Origin of the sequence: Microbispora sp. CA-102843, from assembly GCF_050936215.1 — a bacterium.
Lineage (GTDB): Bacteria > Actinomycetota > Actinomycetes > Streptosporangiales > Streptosporangiaceae > Microbispora.
This window is the reverse complement of record NZ_JBNJNF010000001.1, coordinates 4,754,780-4,773,487: the sequence shown is the minus strand read 5'-3', so window position 1 is coordinate 4,773,487 and position 18,708 is coordinate 4,754,780. Positions and strand designations below refer to the sequence as shown.

General features: G+C 72.9%; 21 protein-coding genes. 13 read left to right on the top strand and 8 right to left on the bottom strand.

Annotated features, from left to right (window positions below; all coding sequences use genetic code 11):
- The first annotated feature begins 18 nt into the window (after positions 1 to 18).
- Positions 19 to 1,239 carry an MFS transporter gene (locus ACQEVJ_RS22110; protein WP_433103904.1) on the top strand — a complete coding sequence of 407 codons (1,221 nt, stop codon included), beginning with the start codon at positions 19 to 21 and terminating at the stop codon, positions 1,237 to 1,239.
- 32 nt (positions 1,240 to 1,271) lie between these two features.
- Here ACQEVJ_RS22110 and ACQEVJ_RS22105 read toward each other — a convergent pair whose 3' ends face one another.
- From ACQEVJ_RS22105 to ACQEVJ_RS22095, 3 genes are all read right to left on the bottom strand, one after another.
- The gene (locus ACQEVJ_RS22105) at positions 1,272 to 1,802 is read right to left on the bottom strand and encodes a MarR family winged helix-turn-helix transcriptional regulator (protein WP_433103902.1); all 531 of its coding nucleotides are present in this window, start codon (positions 1,800 to 1,802) and stop codon (positions 1,272 to 1,274) included.
- Positions 1,792 to 2,514, bottom strand: a complete 723-nt coding sequence (locus ACQEVJ_RS22100; RefSeq protein ID WP_433103900.1) for an SDR family NAD(P)-dependent oxidoreductase — start codon at positions 2,512 to 2,514, stop codon at positions 1,792 to 1,794. The genes ACQEVJ_RS22105 and ACQEVJ_RS22100 overlap by 11 nt, the downstream gene beginning before the upstream one ends.
- A gap of 112 nt (positions 2,515 to 2,626) precedes the next feature.
- Positions 2,627 to 3,388 (bottom strand): phytanoyl-CoA dioxygenase family protein, encoded by a 762-nt coding sequence (locus ACQEVJ_RS22095; RefSeq protein ID WP_433103898.1) that lies wholly within the window; start codon positions 3,386 to 3,388, stop codon positions 2,627 to 2,629.
- A gap of 132 nt (positions 3,389 to 3,520) precedes the next feature.
- Here ACQEVJ_RS22095 and ACQEVJ_RS22090 point away from each other — a divergent pair, with 132 nt between their 5' ends.
- On the top strand, positions 3,521 to 4,489 hold the full coding sequence (locus tag ACQEVJ_RS22090; protein WP_433103896.1) for an alpha/beta hydrolase: 969 nt from the start codon (positions 3,521 to 3,523) through the stop codon (positions 4,487 to 4,489).
- Positions 4,490 to 4,526: 37 nt separating this feature from the next.
- Here the strand turns inward: ACQEVJ_RS22090 and ACQEVJ_RS22085 are convergent, their stop codons facing one another.
- Positions 4,527 to 4,664, bottom strand: a complete 138-nt coding sequence (locus tag ACQEVJ_RS22085; RefSeq protein WP_433103894.1) for an alpha/beta hydrolase — start codon at positions 4,662 to 4,664, stop codon at positions 4,527 to 4,529.
- Positions 4,665 to 4,850: 186 nt separating this feature from the next.
- Here ACQEVJ_RS22085 and ACQEVJ_RS22080 point away from each other — a divergent pair, with 186 nt between their 5' ends.
- From ACQEVJ_RS22080 to ACQEVJ_RS22070, 3 genes are read left to right on the top strand one after another with little or no spacing between them, the layout of a single operon-like run.
- A complete protein-coding gene (locus ACQEVJ_RS22080) occupies positions 4,851 to 5,483 on the top strand; it encodes a PadR family transcriptional regulator (protein WP_433103892.1) in 633 nt (210 codons plus the stop codon).
- Positions 5,389 to 6,246, top strand: coding sequence for an ABC transporter ATP-binding protein (locus ACQEVJ_RS22075; protein WP_433103890.1), 858 nt, complete (start codon positions 5,389 to 5,391; stop codon positions 6,244 to 6,246). The genes ACQEVJ_RS22080 and ACQEVJ_RS22075 overlap by 95 nt, the downstream gene beginning before the upstream one ends.
- 2 nt (positions 6,247 to 6,248) lie before the next feature.
- A complete protein-coding gene (locus ACQEVJ_RS22070) occupies positions 6,249 to 8,057 on the top strand; it encodes an FtsX-like permease family protein (protein ID WP_433103888.1) in 1,809 nt (602 codons plus the stop codon).
- 74 nt (positions 8,058 to 8,131) lie between these two features.
- Here ACQEVJ_RS22070 and ACQEVJ_RS22065 read toward each other — a convergent pair whose 3' ends face one another.
- Positions 8,132 to 8,581: a carboxymuconolactone decarboxylase family protein gene (locus tag ACQEVJ_RS22065; protein ID WP_433103886.1), complete on the bottom strand. Its 450-nt coding sequence runs from the start codon at positions 8,579 to 8,581 to the stop codon at positions 8,132 to 8,134.
- Positions 8,582 to 8,664: 83 nt separating this feature from the next.
- Here ACQEVJ_RS22065 and ACQEVJ_RS22060 point away from each other — a divergent pair, with 83 nt between their 5' ends.
- Positions 8,665 to 9,549 (top strand): sigma-70 family RNA polymerase sigma factor, encoded by an 885-nt coding sequence (locus ACQEVJ_RS22060; RefSeq protein ID WP_433103884.1) that lies wholly within the window; start codon positions 8,665 to 8,667, stop codon positions 9,547 to 9,549.
- An 89-nt stretch (positions 9,550 to 9,638) separates the two neighbouring features.
- Here the strand turns inward: ACQEVJ_RS22060 and ACQEVJ_RS22055 are convergent, their stop codons facing one another.
- Positions 9,639 to 10,787 carry an epoxide hydrolase family protein gene (locus tag ACQEVJ_RS22055; protein ID WP_433103882.1) on the bottom strand — a complete coding sequence of 383 codons (1,149 nt, stop codon included), beginning with the start codon at positions 10,785 to 10,787 and terminating at the stop codon, positions 9,639 to 9,641.
- Positions 10,788 to 10,849: 62 nt separating this feature from the next.
- Between ACQEVJ_RS22055 and ACQEVJ_RS22050 the strand changes: the two genes are divergently transcribed.
- Positions 10,850 to 11,803 carry a helix-turn-helix transcriptional regulator gene (locus ACQEVJ_RS22050; RefSeq protein ID WP_433103880.1) on the top strand — a complete coding sequence of 318 codons (954 nt, stop codon included), beginning with the start codon at positions 10,850 to 10,852 and terminating at the stop codon, positions 11,801 to 11,803.
- Positions 11,804 to 11,834: 31 nt separating this feature from the next.
- Here the strand turns inward: ACQEVJ_RS22050 and ACQEVJ_RS22045 are convergent, their stop codons facing one another.
- Together ACQEVJ_RS22045 and ACQEVJ_RS22040 are read right to left on the bottom strand one after the other, a co-directional pair.
- Positions 11,835 to 12,899: a radical SAM protein gene (locus ACQEVJ_RS22045; RefSeq protein WP_433103878.1), complete on the bottom strand. Its 1,065-nt coding sequence runs from the start codon at positions 12,897 to 12,899 to the stop codon at positions 11,835 to 11,837.
- A 67-nt stretch (positions 12,900 to 12,966) separates the two neighbouring features.
- Positions 12,967 to 14,076 (bottom strand): TetR/AcrR family transcriptional regulator, encoded by a 1,110-nt coding sequence (locus tag ACQEVJ_RS22040; RefSeq protein WP_433103876.1) that lies wholly within the window; start codon positions 14,074 to 14,076, stop codon positions 12,967 to 12,969.
- Between the two features lie 103 nt (positions 14,077 to 14,179).
- Between ACQEVJ_RS22040 and ACQEVJ_RS22035 the strand changes: the two genes are divergently transcribed.
- From ACQEVJ_RS22035 to ACQEVJ_RS22010, 6 genes are all read left to right on the top strand, one after another.
- A complete protein-coding gene (locus ACQEVJ_RS22035) occupies positions 14,180 to 15,376 on the top strand; it encodes a cytochrome P450 (RefSeq protein WP_433103874.1) in 1,197 nt (398 codons plus the stop codon).
- 9 nt (positions 15,377 to 15,385) lie between these two features.
- On the top strand, positions 15,386 to 16,630 hold the full coding sequence (gene clpX / locus ACQEVJ_RS22030; protein WP_433103872.1) for an ATP-dependent Clp protease ATP-binding subunit ClpX: 1,245 nt from the start codon (positions 15,386 to 15,388) through the stop codon (positions 16,628 to 16,630).
- A gap of 150 nt (positions 16,631 to 16,780) precedes the next feature.
- A complete protein-coding gene (locus ACQEVJ_RS22025) occupies positions 16,781 to 17,104 on the top strand; it encodes a DMT family transporter (RefSeq protein WP_433103870.1) in 324 nt (107 codons plus the stop codon).
- Between the two features lie 107 nt (positions 17,105 to 17,211).
- Positions 17,212 to 17,880 carry a TetR/AcrR family transcriptional regulator gene (locus tag ACQEVJ_RS22020; RefSeq protein ID WP_433103868.1) on the top strand — a complete coding sequence of 223 codons (669 nt, stop codon included), beginning with the start codon at positions 17,212 to 17,214 and terminating at the stop codon, positions 17,878 to 17,880.
- Positions 17,877 to 18,194 carry a DUF952 domain-containing protein gene (locus tag ACQEVJ_RS22015; RefSeq protein WP_433103866.1) on the top strand — a complete coding sequence of 106 codons (318 nt, stop codon included), beginning with the start codon at positions 17,877 to 17,879 and terminating at the stop codon, positions 18,192 to 18,194. The genes ACQEVJ_RS22020 and ACQEVJ_RS22015 overlap by 4 nt, the downstream gene beginning before the upstream one ends.
- Positions 18,195 to 18,287: 93 nt before the next feature.
- Positions 18,288 to 18,686, top strand: a complete 399-nt coding sequence (locus tag ACQEVJ_RS22010; RefSeq protein ID WP_433103864.1) for a VOC family protein — start codon at positions 18,288 to 18,290, stop codon at positions 18,684 to 18,686.
- Positions 18,687 to 18,708: the final 22 nt, after the last annotated feature.

Below are 18,708 nucleotides of genomic sequence, written 5' to 3'. Positions count from 1 at the left end.
CCGTTCAAAGATGACCGTGTGAGCACTCAGCAAACGGCATCACCGACCGGCCGCACGAGCATCGCGGACAGCGCCTGGGTCAGGCAGGTCACGATCCTCGCGGTCGGATCCTTCGCCATGGGCACCGACTCCTTCGTCCTGGCCGGCATCCTGCCGCAGATTTCCCGGGGACTCGGCCAGCCGATCAGCGCCACCGGCCAGGTCATCACCGTCTTCTCCCTCACCTACGGCGTGACCGCGCCGTTCCTCGCCGCGCTCACCAGCAAGCTGCCCCGCAAGCCGCTGATGGCGTTCGCCCTGGCCGTCTTCGTCGCGGCCAACCTCGCCTCGGCCGTCGCGCCGACGCTGACGCTCCTTCTGGTCGCGCGGGTCGCGGCAGGCCTCGGCGCCGCCCTGTACACGCCGAACGCCAGCGCGGCGGCCGCCACGCTCGCCGGGCCGGCCCATCGCGGCCGGGCGCTGGCGGCCATCCTCGGCGGGTTGACCGTCGGCACCGTTCTCGGCGTGCCCGTCGGCACCTGGATCGGCCAGAGCCTGTCCTGGCAGGCGAGCCTGATCTTCGTCGCCTGCGTGGGCGCGGTCGCGCTGGCCGGCCTGCTCGCCGTCCTGCCGGCCCTGCCGCTGCCGCCCGCCGTGCCGCTCCGCGCCCGGTTCGCGGTGCTGGCCCACACCCGGGTGGTGGCGATCGTGGCGTTCATGCTCCTGGAGAGCGCTGCCGCCATCATGGTCTACACCTACATCGCCGACGTCCTCGGCCACACCGTGCACACGGACGGGACGACCCTGACGCTGCTCCTGCTCGCGTGGGGGCTCGGCGGCGCCGTCGGCGCGTTCGGCAGCGGGCGGCTCACCGACCGCTGGGGCGCCGACCGTACGCTGTCGGTCGCGATCGGCCTGCTCGCCGTGACCCTCGCCGCGTTCGCCGTCTCGTCATCGCTGCCGCTCGCGTTCGCCCTCATGGCACTCAACGGCGCGGCCGGGTGGGCGGTGTCCACGCCGAACAACCACCGGCTCACCGAGTTCGTCCCGCACCTTCCGAGCGTCGTCATCTCCTTGAACTCCTCGGGCATCTACCTCGGCCAGGCGATCGGCGCGGGGCTTGGCGGGGTCCTGCTCGGCGTGATCTCGGCGACCCAGCTGTGCTATGCCGGCGCCGGCATCGCCGTGCTGGCAGGCGCGCTGCACCTGCTCATCGTCCGCAAGCCCGCGACGCCGCCGGCTCCCGGCGCTCCCATGTGAGCCGTGGCCGGTGGTGGAAGGACACGTGAAGGTCAGTCCCCGACCTGTCCGGTCAGGCCCGGGCCGCCGAGTCCGGCGAGCAGTTCGCGCAGCAGGTCGGCGAGCTGCTCGCGGCGTTCGGGCGGCAGGTGGCCGACGAGGCGGTCCTCGGCCACGAGCAGGCCGGCCACGACGCGGTCGAGCAGGGCGTTGCCCGCGTCGGTGAGGGTGACCGCGCGCGCGTGGTAGCCCGACCCGGCGGTGGTCCGTTCGACCAGCCCGGCCCTGACCGCCCGCTCCACGCGCTGGGTGATCGCGCCGCGCGTCACCATGCACGCGTCGGCCAGCTCGCCGGGGCTCATCCGGTAGGGCGGGCCGGAGCGCCGCAGCGTGGACAGCAGATCCAGCGTCGCGACGTCCACGCCCAGGCTCGCGAGGAGACGGCGGCGCTCGTCGCCGAAGACCTTGGCGGCCCACCAGATCCGGGTGATGACCCCGATCGACTCCACCGGGACGCCCGGCAGCTCCCGCCGCCAGGCGTCCTGGATGGCGTCGGCGCCGTCGCGCTGCGGCTCAGCGGCCACGTTCGGCCCCGCCGTTCACCTGGATGATCTGCGCGGTGACGTGCCCGCCGCCGGGCGAGGAGAGCCAGTGCACGGTCTCGGCGATGTCCTGCGGCGACCCGGCCCGGCCGGTGTGGGTCTGCCCGACGAGCATCGCGCGGCGTTCGTCGTCCATGGTGCCGCGGAAGAACTCGGTGTCCTCGATGAACCCCGGGGCGACCACGTTCACCGTGATGCCGCGTGGCCCGAGGGCGGAGGCGAGGTCGAACGCGTACGGGTGGAGGGCCGCCTTCATCGGCCCGTACGAGGTGCCGCCCGAGCCGCGGAAGGCCGCGATCGAGCTGATGAACACGACTCGCCCGTTCGGGTTCAGCAGATCGCGGAACGCCTCGGTCGGCAGCACCGCCGTCAGCACGTTGGCCCGGAAGTTGCCGGCCCACCGCTCCGCGACGTCACCGGAACCGCCGTGCCTCTCGATGTTGCCGCCCGCGTTGTTGACCAGCACGTCGATCGTGCCGAAGCGCTCGGCCAGGTCGGCGCGCACGCGCTCGACCTCCGCGGGCTCGCTCAGGTCGGCCGTCAGTGCGGTGCCGCCGATCTCCTTGGCCGTCCTCTCCAGGACGTCGGCGCGGCGGCCGATGATCGCCACCCGATCCCCGTCGGCCGCGAAGCGCGCCGCCACGGCCTTTCCGATGCCGGTGCCGCCGCCGCTGACCACTACTGTGCGCGTCATGCCGATTCCTCCTCGACGAGTTTAGGTCTAAACTCAACGTAGCTCGCCGGGAGGAACCGACGAAATCGGTGGCCTGAAGCCGTCGCGGCGAAGGTGTGTGCGGCGCGGCCGGTCAGCCGCCGAGCCCGAGCCGTACGGCCCGGGCGAGGGGGGTGGCGTCGCCGGGGGCCACCGGCTCGGTCAGGAAGAGCGGGATCTGGGACATGAAGCGAGGCCGGGTGCCGCGGTGGGGCTGCGCGGCGTGGACGAGGTGCGGGTGGCACAGGTAGACGTCGCCGGGCAGTCCCGTGGCTGAGGTCTCGGGCCGGTGCGCGGTCGCCTCGTCCAGCGCCGGGCCGGAGGCGAAGAACTCCAGCCCCTGCTCGCCGTACGGTTCCAGGATCCGGACGGTGTCGAGGTGGGAGCCGACCCTGATGCGGGTGGGCGCGTCGTCGGGGCCGACCTCGGACAGCAGCACCAGCACGAGCATCGTGCGCGACCTGAGGGTGACGGTCCCCCAGGCGCCGGCCGGTCCGGGATCGTTCTGGTCGATGTGCCAGCCGGTGTCCCCGGCGTCGGAGGGGTGGGGGAAGCGGACCGGCGTGTTGCCGATGGTGCCGCGCGGCACCCATCCGCCCTTGCCTGCGACGAGGTCCAGCGCCTCGGTCAGACGCGGGCCGCGCATCACCTCCCCGAACGGCCCCTGCCCCTTCGGGTCGGGGGCGGCCCACACCACCGGCTGCGTCCAGTCTTCCGGCCGGTCGGGGGACAGCCCGATCTGCCGCCACAGCAGGTCTCTGATCCGGTCGCCGGTTTCGCGGGGGAACGCCTCCTCCACCTTGAGGAAGCCCTCGGTGACGAAGCGGTCGAGGTCGGCGTCGGTGAAAACAGCCATGCACGGACGCTAGCCACCTCCCGCGCCGGGTGTCGATCGATTTCTCCCCAGCGGCGCGGTCCTGCCGGCCCTTGAGGGCACGTACACCATGATTCGGTGCCGGCCGAAGCGTTTCCCCGCCAGAGTCGCCTCATGACCGAGATGACCTTGGCGCACTATCTTGCTCGTGACGTCGAGAGCTCGATGCTCTCGGCCCCCGGCGAGCCGGACCTGTTCGTCAGCCGACAGCGCCCGTACCGTGGCCGCGAGCCGCTGTCCTTGCCGGCCGTGCTCTACGTTCACGGCGCCACGTTCCCGTCCGCGTTGTCGGTGAGCTATCCGTTCGACGGCCGGTCCTGGGGGGCGGATCTCGTCGAAGCGGGCCTGGATGTCTGGGCGTTCGACTTCGCCGGTTTCGGCCGCTCGGAGCGGTATCCGGGCCAGGATGGCGACCCGGCCGGTGTCCCGCCGCTGGGCAGGGCACACGAGTCAGCCCGTCAGCTCCACCGCGTGTTGGAGCACGTTGTCGCCGTCCGCGGCGGTGGGCGGGTGTCGTTGCTGGCGCATTCGTGGGGAACCATGGTCGCCGGCCTTGTAGCCGGGCGCTTTCCGGAATTGGTCGACCGGCTGGTCCTGTTCGCGCCGTTCGCGCGCCGTGATTCGGCCGGCCCGCTGGATCCAGCCGCTCTGGGTGGCTGGTTTCCCCTGACTGTCGCCGAGCAGCACTCCCGCTTCGTCGACGACGTCCCGGACGGGCACCCGCCCGTGCTGACCCCGCAGTTCGACCAGTGGGCGTCGGACTGGCTGGCGACCGATCCGGTCTCCGGCGGGGGCAGCACGCCGAGTGTGCGTACCCCTAGCGGGCCACGGGCCGACATCCTCGCCGCGTGGTCGGGCGATCTGGCCTACGAGCCAAGTCTGGTTGAGGCGGCGACCTGCATCGTCCGTGGTGAGTGGGACTCGATGTGCACGGACGAGGATGCTCGTGGCCTGTTCGCCGCGATGACGTCATCGCCGCTGCGGCAGGACGTCAAGATCAGTGAGGGAGGTCACCTCATGCATCTGGAGTCCGGCCGTCGCGCGCTCTACCGTGCAGCCGCGGGATTCCTGCTCGGCGCGTGATCGTCCGCCCCGCGCTGACGGGCGGGTTCTTGTTGGGTCATTCGGCAGGGCAGGTGGTGCCGGGCTTGGGCAGCTCCAGGTCGGTCAGGTATGTGGTGGCGTGCCGGATCGGGCACTTCTTGCCTGACACGTACATGACGTGTCCAGGCCCGTCGTAGGCCGATGCGGGGATCATGCGGGTGAAGCTCTCGGTCCAGGTGCGGTCGAACCACGTGGTGCCGACCCCGAGGACCGGCGGCAGGGCACGCCTGGGCAGCGGGCGGGTCGGGTTGGTGGACCGGCCGTGGATGGGTTGAGGGGCCGGTTTGACGTCCTTTTAGATAACCGCTAGCTATTGAGGGGTCGCAGAGGAGGGTGATCCGTGCAGGACGTGGTGCTGGCGCTACTGGCCAAGGAGCCGTCGCACGGGTACGACCTGCGCCAGCGGTTGGTGGCTGCGCTCGGACCGTTGGGGGAGTCGCTGAACGCGGGGCAGATCTATGTGACGCTCACCCGGCTCGAAAAGGCGGGCCTGGTCGTCCAGGAGCGTGAGGACGCGCCGGTGCGCGGGCCGAGGCGCAAGGTGTACGCGCTGACCGCGGCCGGGCAGGAGCGGGTGGCCGCGTGGATGGCCGAGAGCGCCGGGCCCAGAGCGGACGTGACGGAGTTCCATCTGAAGCTGGTGGCCGCCGCGGAGTCGGGTCTGGCCGATCCGCTCACGCTCGTGGACGCGCGGCGGCGGGAGTTGATGCGCAGCCTCGCCGAGGCCCAGCACGCCGCCCTCGCTCACGACACCGACTCGGAGGCCGGCCTGTTGCTGGAGGGCATCGCGCTGCGGTTGCAGGCCGATCTGCGCTGGTTGCAGGCGTGCGAGCGGACCTGGTCCGCCCGCGCCCCGCGAGGAAAGGCGGAGGAAACGGATGACGAGAGACGGTCGGCGGGTCAGGGGCCGGTCGCAGCGGAGAGACACGGACGACAGCCCGGGCGCGGGCCCGGCCGGCCGCCGACCCGGTGAGGCGTCCGGGCCGGTGCTGCGGGCGGTCGGCCTGTCGCGGGTGTACGGGCAGGGCGAGAGCGAGGTGTGGGCGGTCGACGGGATCGGCCTCGACGTACCCGCCGGGCAGGCGCTCGCCGTGACCGGGCCCAGCGGCTGCGGCAAGTCGACGTTCCTGCAACTGCTCGGCGGCCTCGACCGGCCCACCGACGGCGAGGTGTGGCTCGGCGGGCAGCGCATCGACCACCTCGGCGAACGCGCGCTGGCCCGGCTGCGGCGCCGCGCCGTCGGCTTCGTCTATCAAGCCTTTCACCTGATGGACGAGCTGACCGCGGCGGAGAACGTCGAGCTGCCCGCGCTCCTCGCCGGCGCCTCACCGCGTGCCGCCCGCCGCCGTGCCGCCGATCTTCTCGATCAGGTCGGACTCGCCGACCGGGCCCGGCATCTGCCCTCGGCGCTGTCCGGTGGGCAGCGGCAGCGGGTCGCCATCGCCCGCGCCCTGGTCAACGAGCCACTGGTGGTCCTTGCCGACGAGCCCACCGGAAACCTCGACAGCGCCGCGACCCACGACGTCCTCCGCCTCTTCGACGAGCTGCGCGCCGCCGGCCAGACCCTGGTCATGGTCACCCATGACGAGCGCGTCGCCGCCACTGCGGACCGCGTCGTCTCCCTGCGCGACGGGATGCTGGCCGACGACACCCGCCTGGACGGCAACGGCCGCGGCACAGGGCACGGCCACGGCAGCAGCACAGGGCTCGGCGCGCTGCTGAGCTGGGAGGACTGACCGTGGGACGCCTGTTGCTGATCTGGCGCCTGGTCGCGCGGGACATACGCCACCGTCCGGGCGAGGCCGTCATGTTCCTGATCGCCGTCACCGCCGCCACCGCCTCCCTGACCCTCGGGATGGCGACCAACAACGCCCTGGCCACCGCGTACGTGAACACCCGCGCGGCCACCGCCGGCCCCGACATCATCGTCATCACGACGGCCACGGACCCGTCCGGCCTGGCCGAACGCCTCGCGGACGCACCCGGCGTGGCCGCGCTCGCCGACCCGGTCTTCGCGTTCGACACCACCTTCCGGGCACACGGCCTATCCGCGCACACGGCGGTCGAGGGGCGCGACACCTCACCGTCCGCCGTGGACCGGCCGCTGGTGACCTCCGGCACCTGGGTGCGTCCCGGGGGTGTGGTGGTCGAGCGCAGCTTCGCGCAGGCACTCGGCGTGCGCGTCGGCGACCGCGTCACCATCGGCAGGCGCGGCTATCCGGTCGTCGGGATCGCGATCAGCGCAGCCACCAGTGTGTATCCGTGGAGCGACTGGGCCCAAGGGCCCGGGCCGTCCGACGGCGGCGGCAGGGTCTGGCTCACCACCGCCGACACCCGCGCGGCAGCCGGCGACGCGCCCGGTGTCCACCTGATCCACGTGAAGCTGTCCGACCCCTCCGCGACGGAACGTTGGCGCGACACCGTGTTCACCGACGACCTCACGGGCGAGTCCTGGGTCAATACCCACACCTGGCAGACCATCTACGAAGGGGACGCGCAAGCGCTCAGGTTCGTCCGGCCCACACTGGTCATCGGCGGCTGGCTGCTCGCCGCAGCCGCGCTGGTCACCCTCGCCGCGCTCGCCGCCGTACGCGCCACCCGGGACAACCGACGTGCCGGACTGCTCAAGGCCGTCGGCGCCACTCCCGGCACCGTCGCCGCCGTCCTGCTGGCGCAGTATCTGCTGCTGACCGTCCTGGCCACCGCGCTCGGACTCACCGCCGGGACCCTCGCCGCACCCGGACTGGCCGACCCCAGTGCCGGACTGCTCAACACCGTCAGCCCTCCGACCACCGACATCGTCGTCGCCGCGGTCTTCCTCGCCGTCCTGGTCGCCCTGGCCGGCACGCTCGGTCCCGTCCTGCGCGCCGCCCGCACCAGCACCGTCCACACCCTGGCCGATCCGGCGCACATGCTCACGCCTCACCCGCGGCTGACCGCCATGACGGCGTACCTACCCACCTCACTCCTGGTCGGCGTCCGTCTGCTCGCCCGCCGGCCCGGCCGCGCCGCCCTGACCGCCGTCGGCACGGCCGCCACCAGCATCATGGTCACGGTGGTGCTCACCTTCCACGCCTCCCCCTACGCGAGCACCGACTCCGGGTCGTCCAACCTCATGGCGATACCGGTGGACGCGGCGCGGGGACAGGTGATGCGGAACATGGTGACCGGCCAGGTGCTGCTCGGCGTCACCCTCGCGCTGATGGCACTGTCCGTGCTCAACACCGTCTTCCTCGGCTGGAGCACCGCGATGCAAGCCCGGCGCGCCCTGGCCATCACCCGCACCCTCGGCGCCACACCCGGCCAGGTCGTCACAGCGCTCTGCACCGCACAACTCCTGCCCGCCGTGCCCGCGCTAGGGGCGGGCATCCCGGCCGGACTCGGCATGTACTGGCTGTTCAGCGGCACCACGGTTACGCCCCCGGGCGCATGGCTGCTCACCGCCGTACTCACCACCCTGCTGGCGATCGGGGCGTTGACCGCCCTGCCCGCATGGGCCCACGCCCGCAGCCCCGCCGGCCGTGCCCTCAACGCCGAACCCGCCTGACGGACCCTTCGAAGCGGGCGTCATCCCGTGATCTCGCGGATGCGCGGTCTCGGGGGGATGACGCCCCGCCCGGCTCACCAGGTCTTGCCGGCCTGCTCCCGGATAGTGCGATTGATCCGGTTGAAGAGGTTGGTCAGCGCGATCTCCAGGTTGATCGCGGACAGCTGCCTCTCGTCGAAGTGGGCGGCGGCGGCGTCCCAGATCTCGTCTGTCACACCCGGCGCCCCGTCCTGGATCCGGGTGGCGGCCTCGGCCATCGCGAGCGCCGCCCGCTCCGCCTCGGTGAAGAACGGCGTCTCACGCCAGGCGACCACGTTGTGCAGCCGCTCGTCGGTCTCTCCGTGCTTCTTGGCCGACGCGACCCCGGCGAAGACGCACGGGCTGCAGCCGTTGATCTGGCTGACCCGCAGGTGGATCAGCTCAAGGACGCGCGGGTCGACGCCACCGGCGTGAATCGCCTTGTAGAGGTGCTGGATCGCCGTCGTCACGTCGGCGTTCGCCGGGCTCTTCATGCGTGCTTCCATCAGTGTCGCTCCTTCATCGGTTACCTCGGCCCGTCCGGGCCCGTCATCCCCATGACGGAGCAGATTCGAGGAAGGTAACAAACATGTCCGACACCAGCCCGGCGGACCCGGTGGCCGAGGCGTTCGAGGCCCAGCGCGACCGGCTGCGCGCGGTCGCCTACCGCATGCTCGGATCGCACGCCGACGCCGAGGACGTGGTCCAGGAGGCCTGGCTGCGGCTCTCCCGTCAGGACACGGCGGCCATCCACAACTTCGCCGGCTGGCTGACCACGGTGGTCGGCCGGATCAGCCTCGACGTCCTGCGATCGCGCCAGGCCCGCCCCGAGGCGTCCTACGACGACCGGCTGCCCGAGCTCGTCGTGACGCTCGACGACGGCCCCGCGCCGGAGGACGACGTGGCGCTCGCCGACTCGGTCGGGCTCGCGCTCCTCGTCGTGCTCGAGTCGCTCGGGCCGAGCGAGCGGCTGGCGTTCGTGCTGCACGACCTGTTCGCGGTGCCGTTCGACGAGATCGGGCAGATCCTCGGCAAATCCGCCGCCGCCGCCAAAATGCTCGCCAGCCGCGCCCGCAGGAAGGTACAGACGACCGAGCACCCGACGGCCGCCGGGCGGGAGCAGCGCGAGGTGGTCCAGGCCTTCCTGTCGGCGGCACGCCGCGGCGACTTCGAGGGGCTGCTGCGCGTGCTCGACCCCGAGGTGAAGCTGACCGTCGGCACCCCAGGCGGCGTGGTCGTCGTCCTCGGCGCCACCGAGGTCGCCGCCGGCGCGCAACACCGTGTGGGCACCGGCGTGGCCGCGCGGGGGCGGGCGGCGCTCGTCAACGGCCTTCCCGGGTTCGTGTCGTGGCGTGAGGACGGAACCCCGCTGTCGGTCATGGCGTTCACCGTCGTCGACCGTCGGATCGCCCGCATCGCGGTCGTGATCGACCCGGCCAGGCTCGCGTCGATGGACCTGCCGGATCCGGGGTGAGTCGTCGCGGAAACCGGCTCCGCGCCCGGTCCGCGCTCTCCAGGCACTCCCGCGCAGCGGGCGTGGGCGCGCCTGTCCGGCCGGCGCCCCTACTGGGCGCTCAGCTTCCGGAAGAAGTCCCGGATGTCGGTGACCAGGAGGTCCGGAGCCTGCAGCGAGGCGAAGTGCCCGCCGCGGGAGAACCGCGACCAGTGGACGACGCTGTTCGACAGCTCCGCCAGCCCGCGGATCGCCCGGTCTCCGAGGAAGTTCGCCACCCCCGTCGGCACCGGCGAGGGCGCGGGGCGCCGGCCCCACGCTTCCGATCCGGTCTCCAGATAGAGCCGCGCGGCCGATCCCGCCGTCGCGGTCAGCCAGAAGATCGTGACGTTGGTCAAAACGGTGTCGCGGTCGACGGGGGTTCGCTCGGTGCGGTTGGGGTCCCAGTCCACGAACCACTCCAGGTTCCACGCCAGCTGGCCGGCCGGGGAGTCGTTGAGCGCGTACGCCAGGGTCTGCGGCCGGGTGGACATCTGGGTGGCGTAGCCGGAGTGGCCGTGCCACCACGTCTGGTTCCGCCTGGCCTGTTCGCGCTCTTCGCCGGAAAGCCTGTCCAGCTCGCCGGGGTCGACCGGTGTCGAGGCGGTGGCCAGCGCGTTGACGTGGACGCCGATCACGCGCTCCGGCGCGATCCGGCCGAGTTCCGGGGAGACGATGCTGCCGAAGTCGCCCCCCTGAGCGCCGTAACGCTCATATCCCAGGCGCCGCATGAGCTCGGCCCAGGCCCGCGCGACGCGGCCGGCCCCCCAGCCGGTCTCGCGGGTCGGGCCGGAGAACGCGAAGCCCGGCACCGAGGGCGCGACGACATGGAAGGCGTCCGCCGGGTTCCCGCCGTGCGACCGCGGGTCGGTCAGCGGCCCGAGGATGCCCAGGAAGTCGTACACCGTGCTCGGCCAGCCGTGCGTGATGATCAGCGGTGTGGCGTCGGGCTCGGGGGAGCGTACGTGCAGAAAATGGATGTTCTGGCCGTCGATCTCGGTGGTGAACTGCGGGACCTTGTTGAGGCGGGCCTCGTGCTCGCGCCAGTCGTAGCCGGTGCGCCAGTGTTCGACCAGCTCCATGAGGTAGTCCTTGTTCACCCCGTAGGACCAGCCGGCGCCGGGAAGCTCGTCGGGCCAGCGGGTGCGGGCCAGGCGGCCGGCCAGGTCGTCGAGATCGGACTGGGGGATGTCGATGCGGAACGGTTCTGATGTGCTCATGGCGCCCCGCCTTTCGCCTGTGTAGGACAGCTCCGGTCCTACACATCAGTCACCATCGACGCATGTTGGAAACCCCGGCCCGCCTGCTCCGGCTGCTGTCGTTGCTGCAGACCCACCGCGACTGGTCGGGCACCGAGCTCGCCGAACGGCTGAACGTCACGACCCGGACGGTGCGGCGCGACGTCGAAAGGCTCCGCGAGCTGGGATATCCGGTCCACGCCACGATGGGCCCCGCGGGCGGGTATCGGCTCGGGGCCGGCACCGCACTGCCCCCGCTGTTGCTGGACGACGACGAGGCGGTGGCGGTGACCGTCGGGCTGCGCACCAGCGCGGCGAGCAGTGTCGGCGGGATCGAGGAAGCGTCGCTGCGCGCGCTGGCCAAGGTCGAACACGTCCTGCCGTCCCGGCTGCGCCACCGGGTCGAAACCCTGGAAGACGCCATGGTGACGATCCCGCCACGCGGCGGGCCCACCGTGGACGCGGTTGTCCTCACCGCGATCTCCGCCGCGATCCGCGCCGCCGAGACACTCCGCTTCGACTACGCCGGCTACCACGGGGAACAGTCGGCCCGGACCACCGAACCCCACCGCCTGGTCTCCTGGGGCCGCAGGTGGTATCTGATCGCCTGGGACGTCGACCGGGGCGACTGGCGCACGTTCCGAGTCGACCGGCTCTCGCCGCGCACACCCAACGGGCCCCGCTTCACCCACCGCGAGCCACCCGACGGCGATGTGGCGGCCTACCTGCGTAGGACGATCGGCCGCGACGTCTGGCCATACCGCTCCCGGCTGAGGATGCACGCCCCCGCTTCGCGGATCGCCGGACGCGTCGACGGCGTCGTCACCCCCATCGACGACGACACCTGCCTGCTGGAACTGGCCTCCGACTCACTCGACCTGGTCGCGCTCGTGGCGGGCATGCTCGACGTCGACTTCGACGTCGAGTCGCCGCCGGAACTGGGCCGGCACCTGCGCAAGCTGTCCGACCGCTTCGCCAGCGCGGCCGCGCAGCGGTGACGGATTTCCCCGGCGACCGCATCGGCGCCGGTCAGACGAGGGCGAGCTGGCGGTCGGGGGAGCGGCGCCGCCGCCAGCGCCGGGCGTCCCTGCCGATGCCGTAGGTCTCGGCGAGGACGCGCACCTGCTCGGCGATCCGCCGCCGGTAGCCGTCCTCGGCGACCTGGCCCCTGCCGTAGAGCGCCTGGTAGCGCGGGACGAGACCGGGGTGCTCGCGCTCCAGCCACCCCATGTACCACTCCCGGACGCCGGCGGGCAGGCGCAGCACGACGGGCGTCACGCTGACCGCGCCCGCCTCGGCCGCCCGCCGTACGGTCGCCATCAGGTGATCGGTGGAGTCGGTGATGAGCGGCAGGATCGGCGCCATCAGCACACCGCAGGGAATGCCGGCCTCGTTCAGCGTGGCGCAGATCTCCAGGCGCCGCTGCGGCGTCGCGGCCCCCGGCTCCACGGCGCGCCGCAGGCGGTCGTCCACGAAGCCGACCGACACCAGAGCGCCGACCTGGGTCACCTTCGCGGCGTCGCGTAACAGGTCCAGGTCGCGCAGGACCAGGGGGCTCTTGGTGAGCACGGTGAACGGGTTGGCCGCGTCGGCGAGGACCCGGATGACGCCGGGCATCAGGCGGTAGATCTCCTCGGCCGGCTGGTAGCAGTCGCCGGTGAGGCCCAGCGCGACCGGCTCGCCGCTCCAGCGGGGGGAGCCCAGCTCGCGCCGCAGGCGGCGGGCCAGGTCGGTCTTGACGACGATCTTCGTGGAGAAGTCGCGGCCCGGGTCCAGGCCGAGGTAGCGGTGGCCACGCCGGGCGGTGCAGTAGCCGCAGCCCGCCTCGCAGCCGCGATAGGGGCTCGCGCCCCAGGAGAAGGGCATCTCGGCGGCCTCGGGCACCCGCTCGAGCGCCGCGCGGGCCGGCACCTCGTAGCAGGTGATGCCGTCGAAGACGCGGGTGACGGCCTGCCGCTCGACGCGCGGGCGGGTGGGGCCCTCACCGACGAGCGACTGCTGCACAGTCCTCCCGGGCTGCCGCGGTGTCTGCTGCTGCCCGCGGGGCCGCGCAGCGGGCTGGTCCTCCGCGCGGGAAGTGGCGTCGCGACGCATGAGGTTCAGTAGAACACGCATTCGACCCTCGCGCCAAGTGTCCACGCCCGTGTAGGGCCTGTGGCGGTCAGGGCTCGGCGGAGGCGGCGGCGTGACAGGCGCCGTACCCGTCGGCGCGGGCGACCACGCGGCCCGACCGCACCCGGACGGCCGCCTCTGTCCCGTCGCTCACGGCGGTCACCCCGGCCGCCGCCGCCACGGCCCCCTCGTCGTCGTGCACCACGCGCAGGCGCGGCCAGGCCTGCGCGGGCACCGCCCTCCGCAGGCAGGCGCGCAGGTCGGCGAGGCTCAGCCGGGCGAGCGGCCCCAGCTCGCCGGCGTCGCCGGTGACCAGGACCGCGGTGACCTCGCCGCCGGGCGGCGCGGCCCGCACCGCCTCCTCCACGGCCCCCAGGCGGTGCAGCCCGAGGACCGCCACCACGCCGTCACGCGCGAGCGGGGCCGGCTCGCCCCGCAGCGCGTCCACCGCGGGCGGCGGCGACCAGGGCTCGCCGGCGGGCCGCGCCTGAGGGACGAAGGGCAGGTGAGGGAGGTCCCACCGGTCGCCGAGATCGAGGTCCGCCAGCCCGGCGCACGCCGCGACGATGTCGAACGGCTCGGCGAACCCGGGCGCCGCGTCGGCCATCTGGCTCGCGCCGTGCAGGGTGGTCAGGGCCGTCTCCGCGACCCGCACCCGGCGCCGCGCGGAGGCGTCCCCGTCCAGCCGTTCGAGCACGAGCCCGAGCACGATCGCGTTCAGCTTCATGAGCTGCGCGAACGGCTGGCGGACCCGCTGGTCGGCGAGCACCTCCGGCATCAGGTCCATGCCGAGCCTGGCCGGGCCGTCGGTGGCCAGCGGAAGCCGGGAGACCCACGCGCGGGCGAACGCCGCGAGCGCCTCCCGGGCCGTCACCACGCCGGGCGCCTCGGCGCCGGGCGTCTCGCCACGCGCGGGGGAGGGCCGCTGCGTGCCGTCGGGCCCGGCCTCCCGCTCGGCCAGGTCGGCCAGCACCGAGAAGTACAGGGCCCGCTTGCCCGGGAAGTTGGAGTAGACCGCGCCGCGAGTGAGTCCCGCCCGGTCGGCGATCGCGTCCACCTTGGCGTCGCGAAACCCCCGCTCGGCGAACTCGTCGCGGGCGGCGGCCAGCACTCTGGCCCGGTTGCGTGCCTGAAGCTCGGCCCTGGTGAGGCGTCCCATCCCTCTCCTCGTCCGCGTACGCCCGCTTGCCGTACGGCGGGACCCAAGATACCGTCGCCACTCAGATGATAAGAACATCTGGGATTGACATCTGGAGTTGCCCGTGATCACCCTGCCCGAGGTGGACCTCACCGACCCCGAGGTCCTGCGGGACCCCTTCACCGCGTACGGACGGGCGCGCGAACGCGCGCCACTCGCCCGGCTGCTGATTCCCGGCCTCGGCCCGATATGGGCCTTGACCAGGCACGACGGCGCGCGGGCGATGCTCGGTGACGCCCGTTTCGAGATCACCGCCGACAGCTTCATGCGCCCCCAGGTCCCCGACGACTGCCTGCCGTACATGCGGACCATGAGCGAGATGAACGGCGCCGAGCACGCGCGGCTGCGCAAACTGGCCGCCCCGGCCTTCACTCCCAGGCGGGCCGCCGAGTTCCGGCCCCGGATCGAAGCCGTCGTCGACGCCCTGCTCGACGACCTGCCCGCACAGGCGGACGGCGGTCAGGTCGACCTGCTGCGTCACTTCGCCCGGCCGCTGCCGATGGACGTCATCTGCGCGCTGGTCGGCATCCCCGAGGAGGACCGCCCGCGCTGGCGCGAATGGGGCGCCACCGTCGCCGCGGGGGCGGGTCAGGACTTCGCGCGGGCCATCCCGGGGATCATGGCGGGCGCCAAGGACGCCGTCGCCGCCGCCCGCGCCGATCACCCCGACGAGCCCGGGGGCCTGCTGGGCGACCTCGTACGCGTCCAGGCCGAGGACGGAGACCGGCTGACCGACACCGAGATCGTCACCATGGTCTGGCACCTGGTCCTCGCCGGGCAGACGCCGACCAACCTCATCGCCAACGCCGCGGCCGCCCTGCTGTCCCACCCCGTCCAGCTCGCCGCCGTACGCTCCGACCCCGCGCTGATGCCGGGGGCCGTCGAGGAGCTCATCCGCTGGTGCGGCCCCACACTGCTGGCGATCCCGCGCCACGCCCGCGAGGACGTCGAACTGCACGGCGCCACGGTGCCCCAGGGAGCCAAGGTCACCGCCCTGGTCGCCGCGGCCAACCGCGACCCGCGGGTGTTCGCCGACCCCGACCGGCTGGACCTCACCCGGGCGCCCGGCGCCGGCCACCTGGGCTTCGCCCACGGCCCGCACTTCTGCCTCGGCGCCTCCATCGCCCGCGTGCAGACCCAGGTCGCGCTCACCGCGCTGCTGCGCCGCTTCCCCGGCCTGGCCCTGGCCGCCCCGGCGGACGAGCTGCGCGCCCCCGACCCCGGCACCTGGCGGCTTGCCGCGCTGCCGGCGACCTTCTGAAACCCGGCCATGACGCGGTGCTCGTTCTGCGGCGAGGAGCAGGTGCGCAGGCTCATCGCCGGCCCCGCCGGGGTCTTCATCTGCGACGGGTGCGTCCGGTCCTGTGTCGAGCTCATCGGCCAGGACGACATCGAGGGCGACACCGAGCACCCGGCCGGAGCCGTTCCCTCGTCGCCTCCTCCGCCACGGGAGATCCACGCATACCTCGACACCTACGTCGTCGGGCAGGAGCGGGCCAAGAAGACGCTGGCCGTCGCGGTCTACAACCACGCCAAACGCCTGCGTCCCAGGCGCGGCGGGGACGAGGCGGTCGAGCTGGGCAAGTCCAACATCCTGCTGCTCGGCCCGACCGGCTGCGGCAAGACCCACCTGGTCAGCACCCTCGCCCGGGCGCTCGACGTCCCCTTCGCCGTCGCGGACGCCACCACCCTGACCGAGGCGGGGTACGTCGGCGAGGACGTGGAGGGCGTCCTCCTGCGGCTGATCCAGGCCGCCGGCCACGACGTGGCGAGAGCCGAGACCGGCATCGTCTACATCGACGAGATCGACAAGATCGCCCGCAGGGGCGGCGCCCCGTCGACCACGCGGGACGTCTCTGGCGAGGGCGTGCAGCAGGCGCTGCTGAAGATCCTGGAGGGGACCACGGCGAACGTGCCGCCGCAGGGCGGGCGCAAGCACCCTCACCAGGAGTTCGTCCCGTTCGACGCCACGAACGTGCTGTTCGTCTGCGGTGGCGCGTTCGACGGCCTCGAGGAGATCATCGAGGCGCGGATCGGCCGCACCCGCGCGGGATTCGGCGCAGCCGCCCGGCCGCGGCCCGGGCACGACCTCCTCGCCGAGGTCATGCCGCAGGACCTGGTGGCGTTCGGGCTGCTCCCCGAACTGGTGGGACGGCTGCCCGTCGTATCGGCCCTGCACCCCACAGACCTGGCCACGCTGACCCGCATCCTCACCAAGCCGCGCGGCGCGATCATCCCGCAGTACCGCAAGCTGCTGGCGATGGACGGCGTCGAACTGGATTTCACCGAGGACGAGATCGAGGCGGTCGCCGAACAGGCCCTGCTGCGCCGCACCGGCGCCCGCGCGGCCCGGGCCGTCCTCGAAGAGGTGCTGCTGCCCGTCATGTTCGAGATCCCGGACCGGGACGACGTGGCCCGCGTGGTGATCACCCGGGAGACCGTCCTCGGCAATGTCAATCCCACGCTGGTGCCCCGCGACCGGCCGGACCGGCGGCATGACAGGAGGTCCGCCTGATCGCTGTCCCTGCCTGCCCGCGGCGCCTCGTCCGCGCGGGGGCACCAGCCGGTCACAAGCCTGGAGCGCCTGATCGGCCGACCCATGGCTTTGCGAAGCCATGGCGCGTAAAATTGGGACAAGCGTACCGTTTTTATCGGAGAGGTTCCCATGGCCTGGCTCCTGCTCGTCGTCGCGATCGCCTCGGAGGTCCTGGCCACCTCCGCGCTCAAACTCAGCGACGGCCTGACCCGCTGGGGCTGGACCATCGTGGTCGCCGTCGGGTACATCGCCTCGTTCATCCTGATGGCCTGGGCGCTCAAGCTCCGCATGCCCGTCGGCATCGCGTACGCGGTGTGGGCGGGCACCGGGACCGCCGCGATCGCGCTGATCGGCGCGCTGTTCCTCGGCGAGCACATGAACCTCGTCAAGGCCGCCGGCATCGCCCTGATCATCGCCGGGGTCGCCGTGCTCAACCTCTCCGGCGCGCACTGATCGGTCGACACCGATCAGTGGACCCGGCGGCGCACGCCCGCTAAGGGTGATCCGGACGGCTCCGCGGCAGACGGCGGAGCCCCGACGATCCAGGGGAGGATCACGGCGTGCCCGATCAGGACCGGCCCGCACCCGTCCCGGCGGCGGCCCCCGCACACGGCGTCGCCACGCGGGCCGTCTCACCCCAGCCGCGGCGCCCGCAGGAGCGTGCCGTACGCCGCAGGGAGGCGCTGCTGGACGCGGCCGTCGATCTGCTCGGCGACGGCGGCTTCGCCGCCGTGACGCACCGCGCCGTCGCCCGCCGGGCCGATCTCCCCCTCGCGGCCACCTCCTACTACTTCACCAGCCGCGACCAGCTGCTGGCCGAGGCGTTCGCCCTGCTCGTCGAGCGCGAACTCGCCCGCATGCGGGCGACGGTGGACCATCTCGCGGGCCGTACGCCGCTCGCGGTCGCCGAGACGCTCACCGGCGTGTACGCCTCCGACCGGCTGCGCCAGCTCGGCCTGTGGGAGCTGTACCTGCAGGCGGGCCGCGACCCGGCGCTGCAGGCCATCGCCCGCGCCTGGACCGACGGCTGCGACGACATCGTCGCCACGGTGCTGGAGGGCGCCGGCTACCCCTGCGGGCCCGCGGAGATCCGCTTCGTCGCCGGTCTGCTGTCGGGACTGTGGGTGGAGGACGTCGTCGAGGCCCGCCCCGACGGCAGGGACCGGGCCCGCGAGGCGGTGGCCCGCGCGCTGGCCGCGCTCGGACCGCCCGCTAGGGTCAGCCCATGATCTTCCATCTCGCGCTGGCCGCCGACTGGGACGCGGCCGTCACTGCGGGCGAGTACCGCGTCTCGACCCTCGGCCGCACCCTGGAGGAGGAGGGCTACATCCACGCCTCGGCCGACCTGGCCCAGGCGCGCGGAGTGGCGGGCCGCTACTACGCCCACGTCACCGCGCCCCTGGTGCTGCTGGAGATCGACGAATCCCGGCTCGGCTGCCCGGTCAGGCTGGAGGTGCCCGAGGGAGCGGACGAGACGTTCCCCCACATCTACGGGCCGATCCCGGTGACCGCCGTCACTGCCGTCACGCCCTTCTCCCGCTGAGTGTCCACGCTGAATGTCCGACGCTGAATGTCCGACGCTGAGTGTCCGATACGTTCAAGACGGCGGGCCCGCCTCCCTCCTACCGTGGCCGTCATGGCACCTGCGTTCGATCTCATCGGCCTGGTCGTGACCGACATGGCCGCCTCCCTGTCCTTCTACCGGCGGCTCGGGCTGGACATCCCGCCCTCCGCCGACACCGAGCCCCACGTCGAGGTGACCCTGCCCGGCGGGCTGCGCCTGGCCTGGGACACCGCCGCAACCGTCCGCTCGTTCGATCCCTCCTGGTCGCCGGCGAGCGGCGGGCCGCGCATGGGGCTCGCCTTCCGCTGCGACGGCCCCGAGGAGGTCGACCGCCTGTACGCGGACCTGGTCGAGGCCGGATACGAGGGACACCTGCCGCCGTGGGACGCGTTCTGGGGGCAGCGCTACGCGACGGTGCACGACCCGGACGGCAACGGCGTGGACCTGTTCGCCGCCCTGCCCACCGGCTGACGGGCCCAGATCGGCAGCTCAG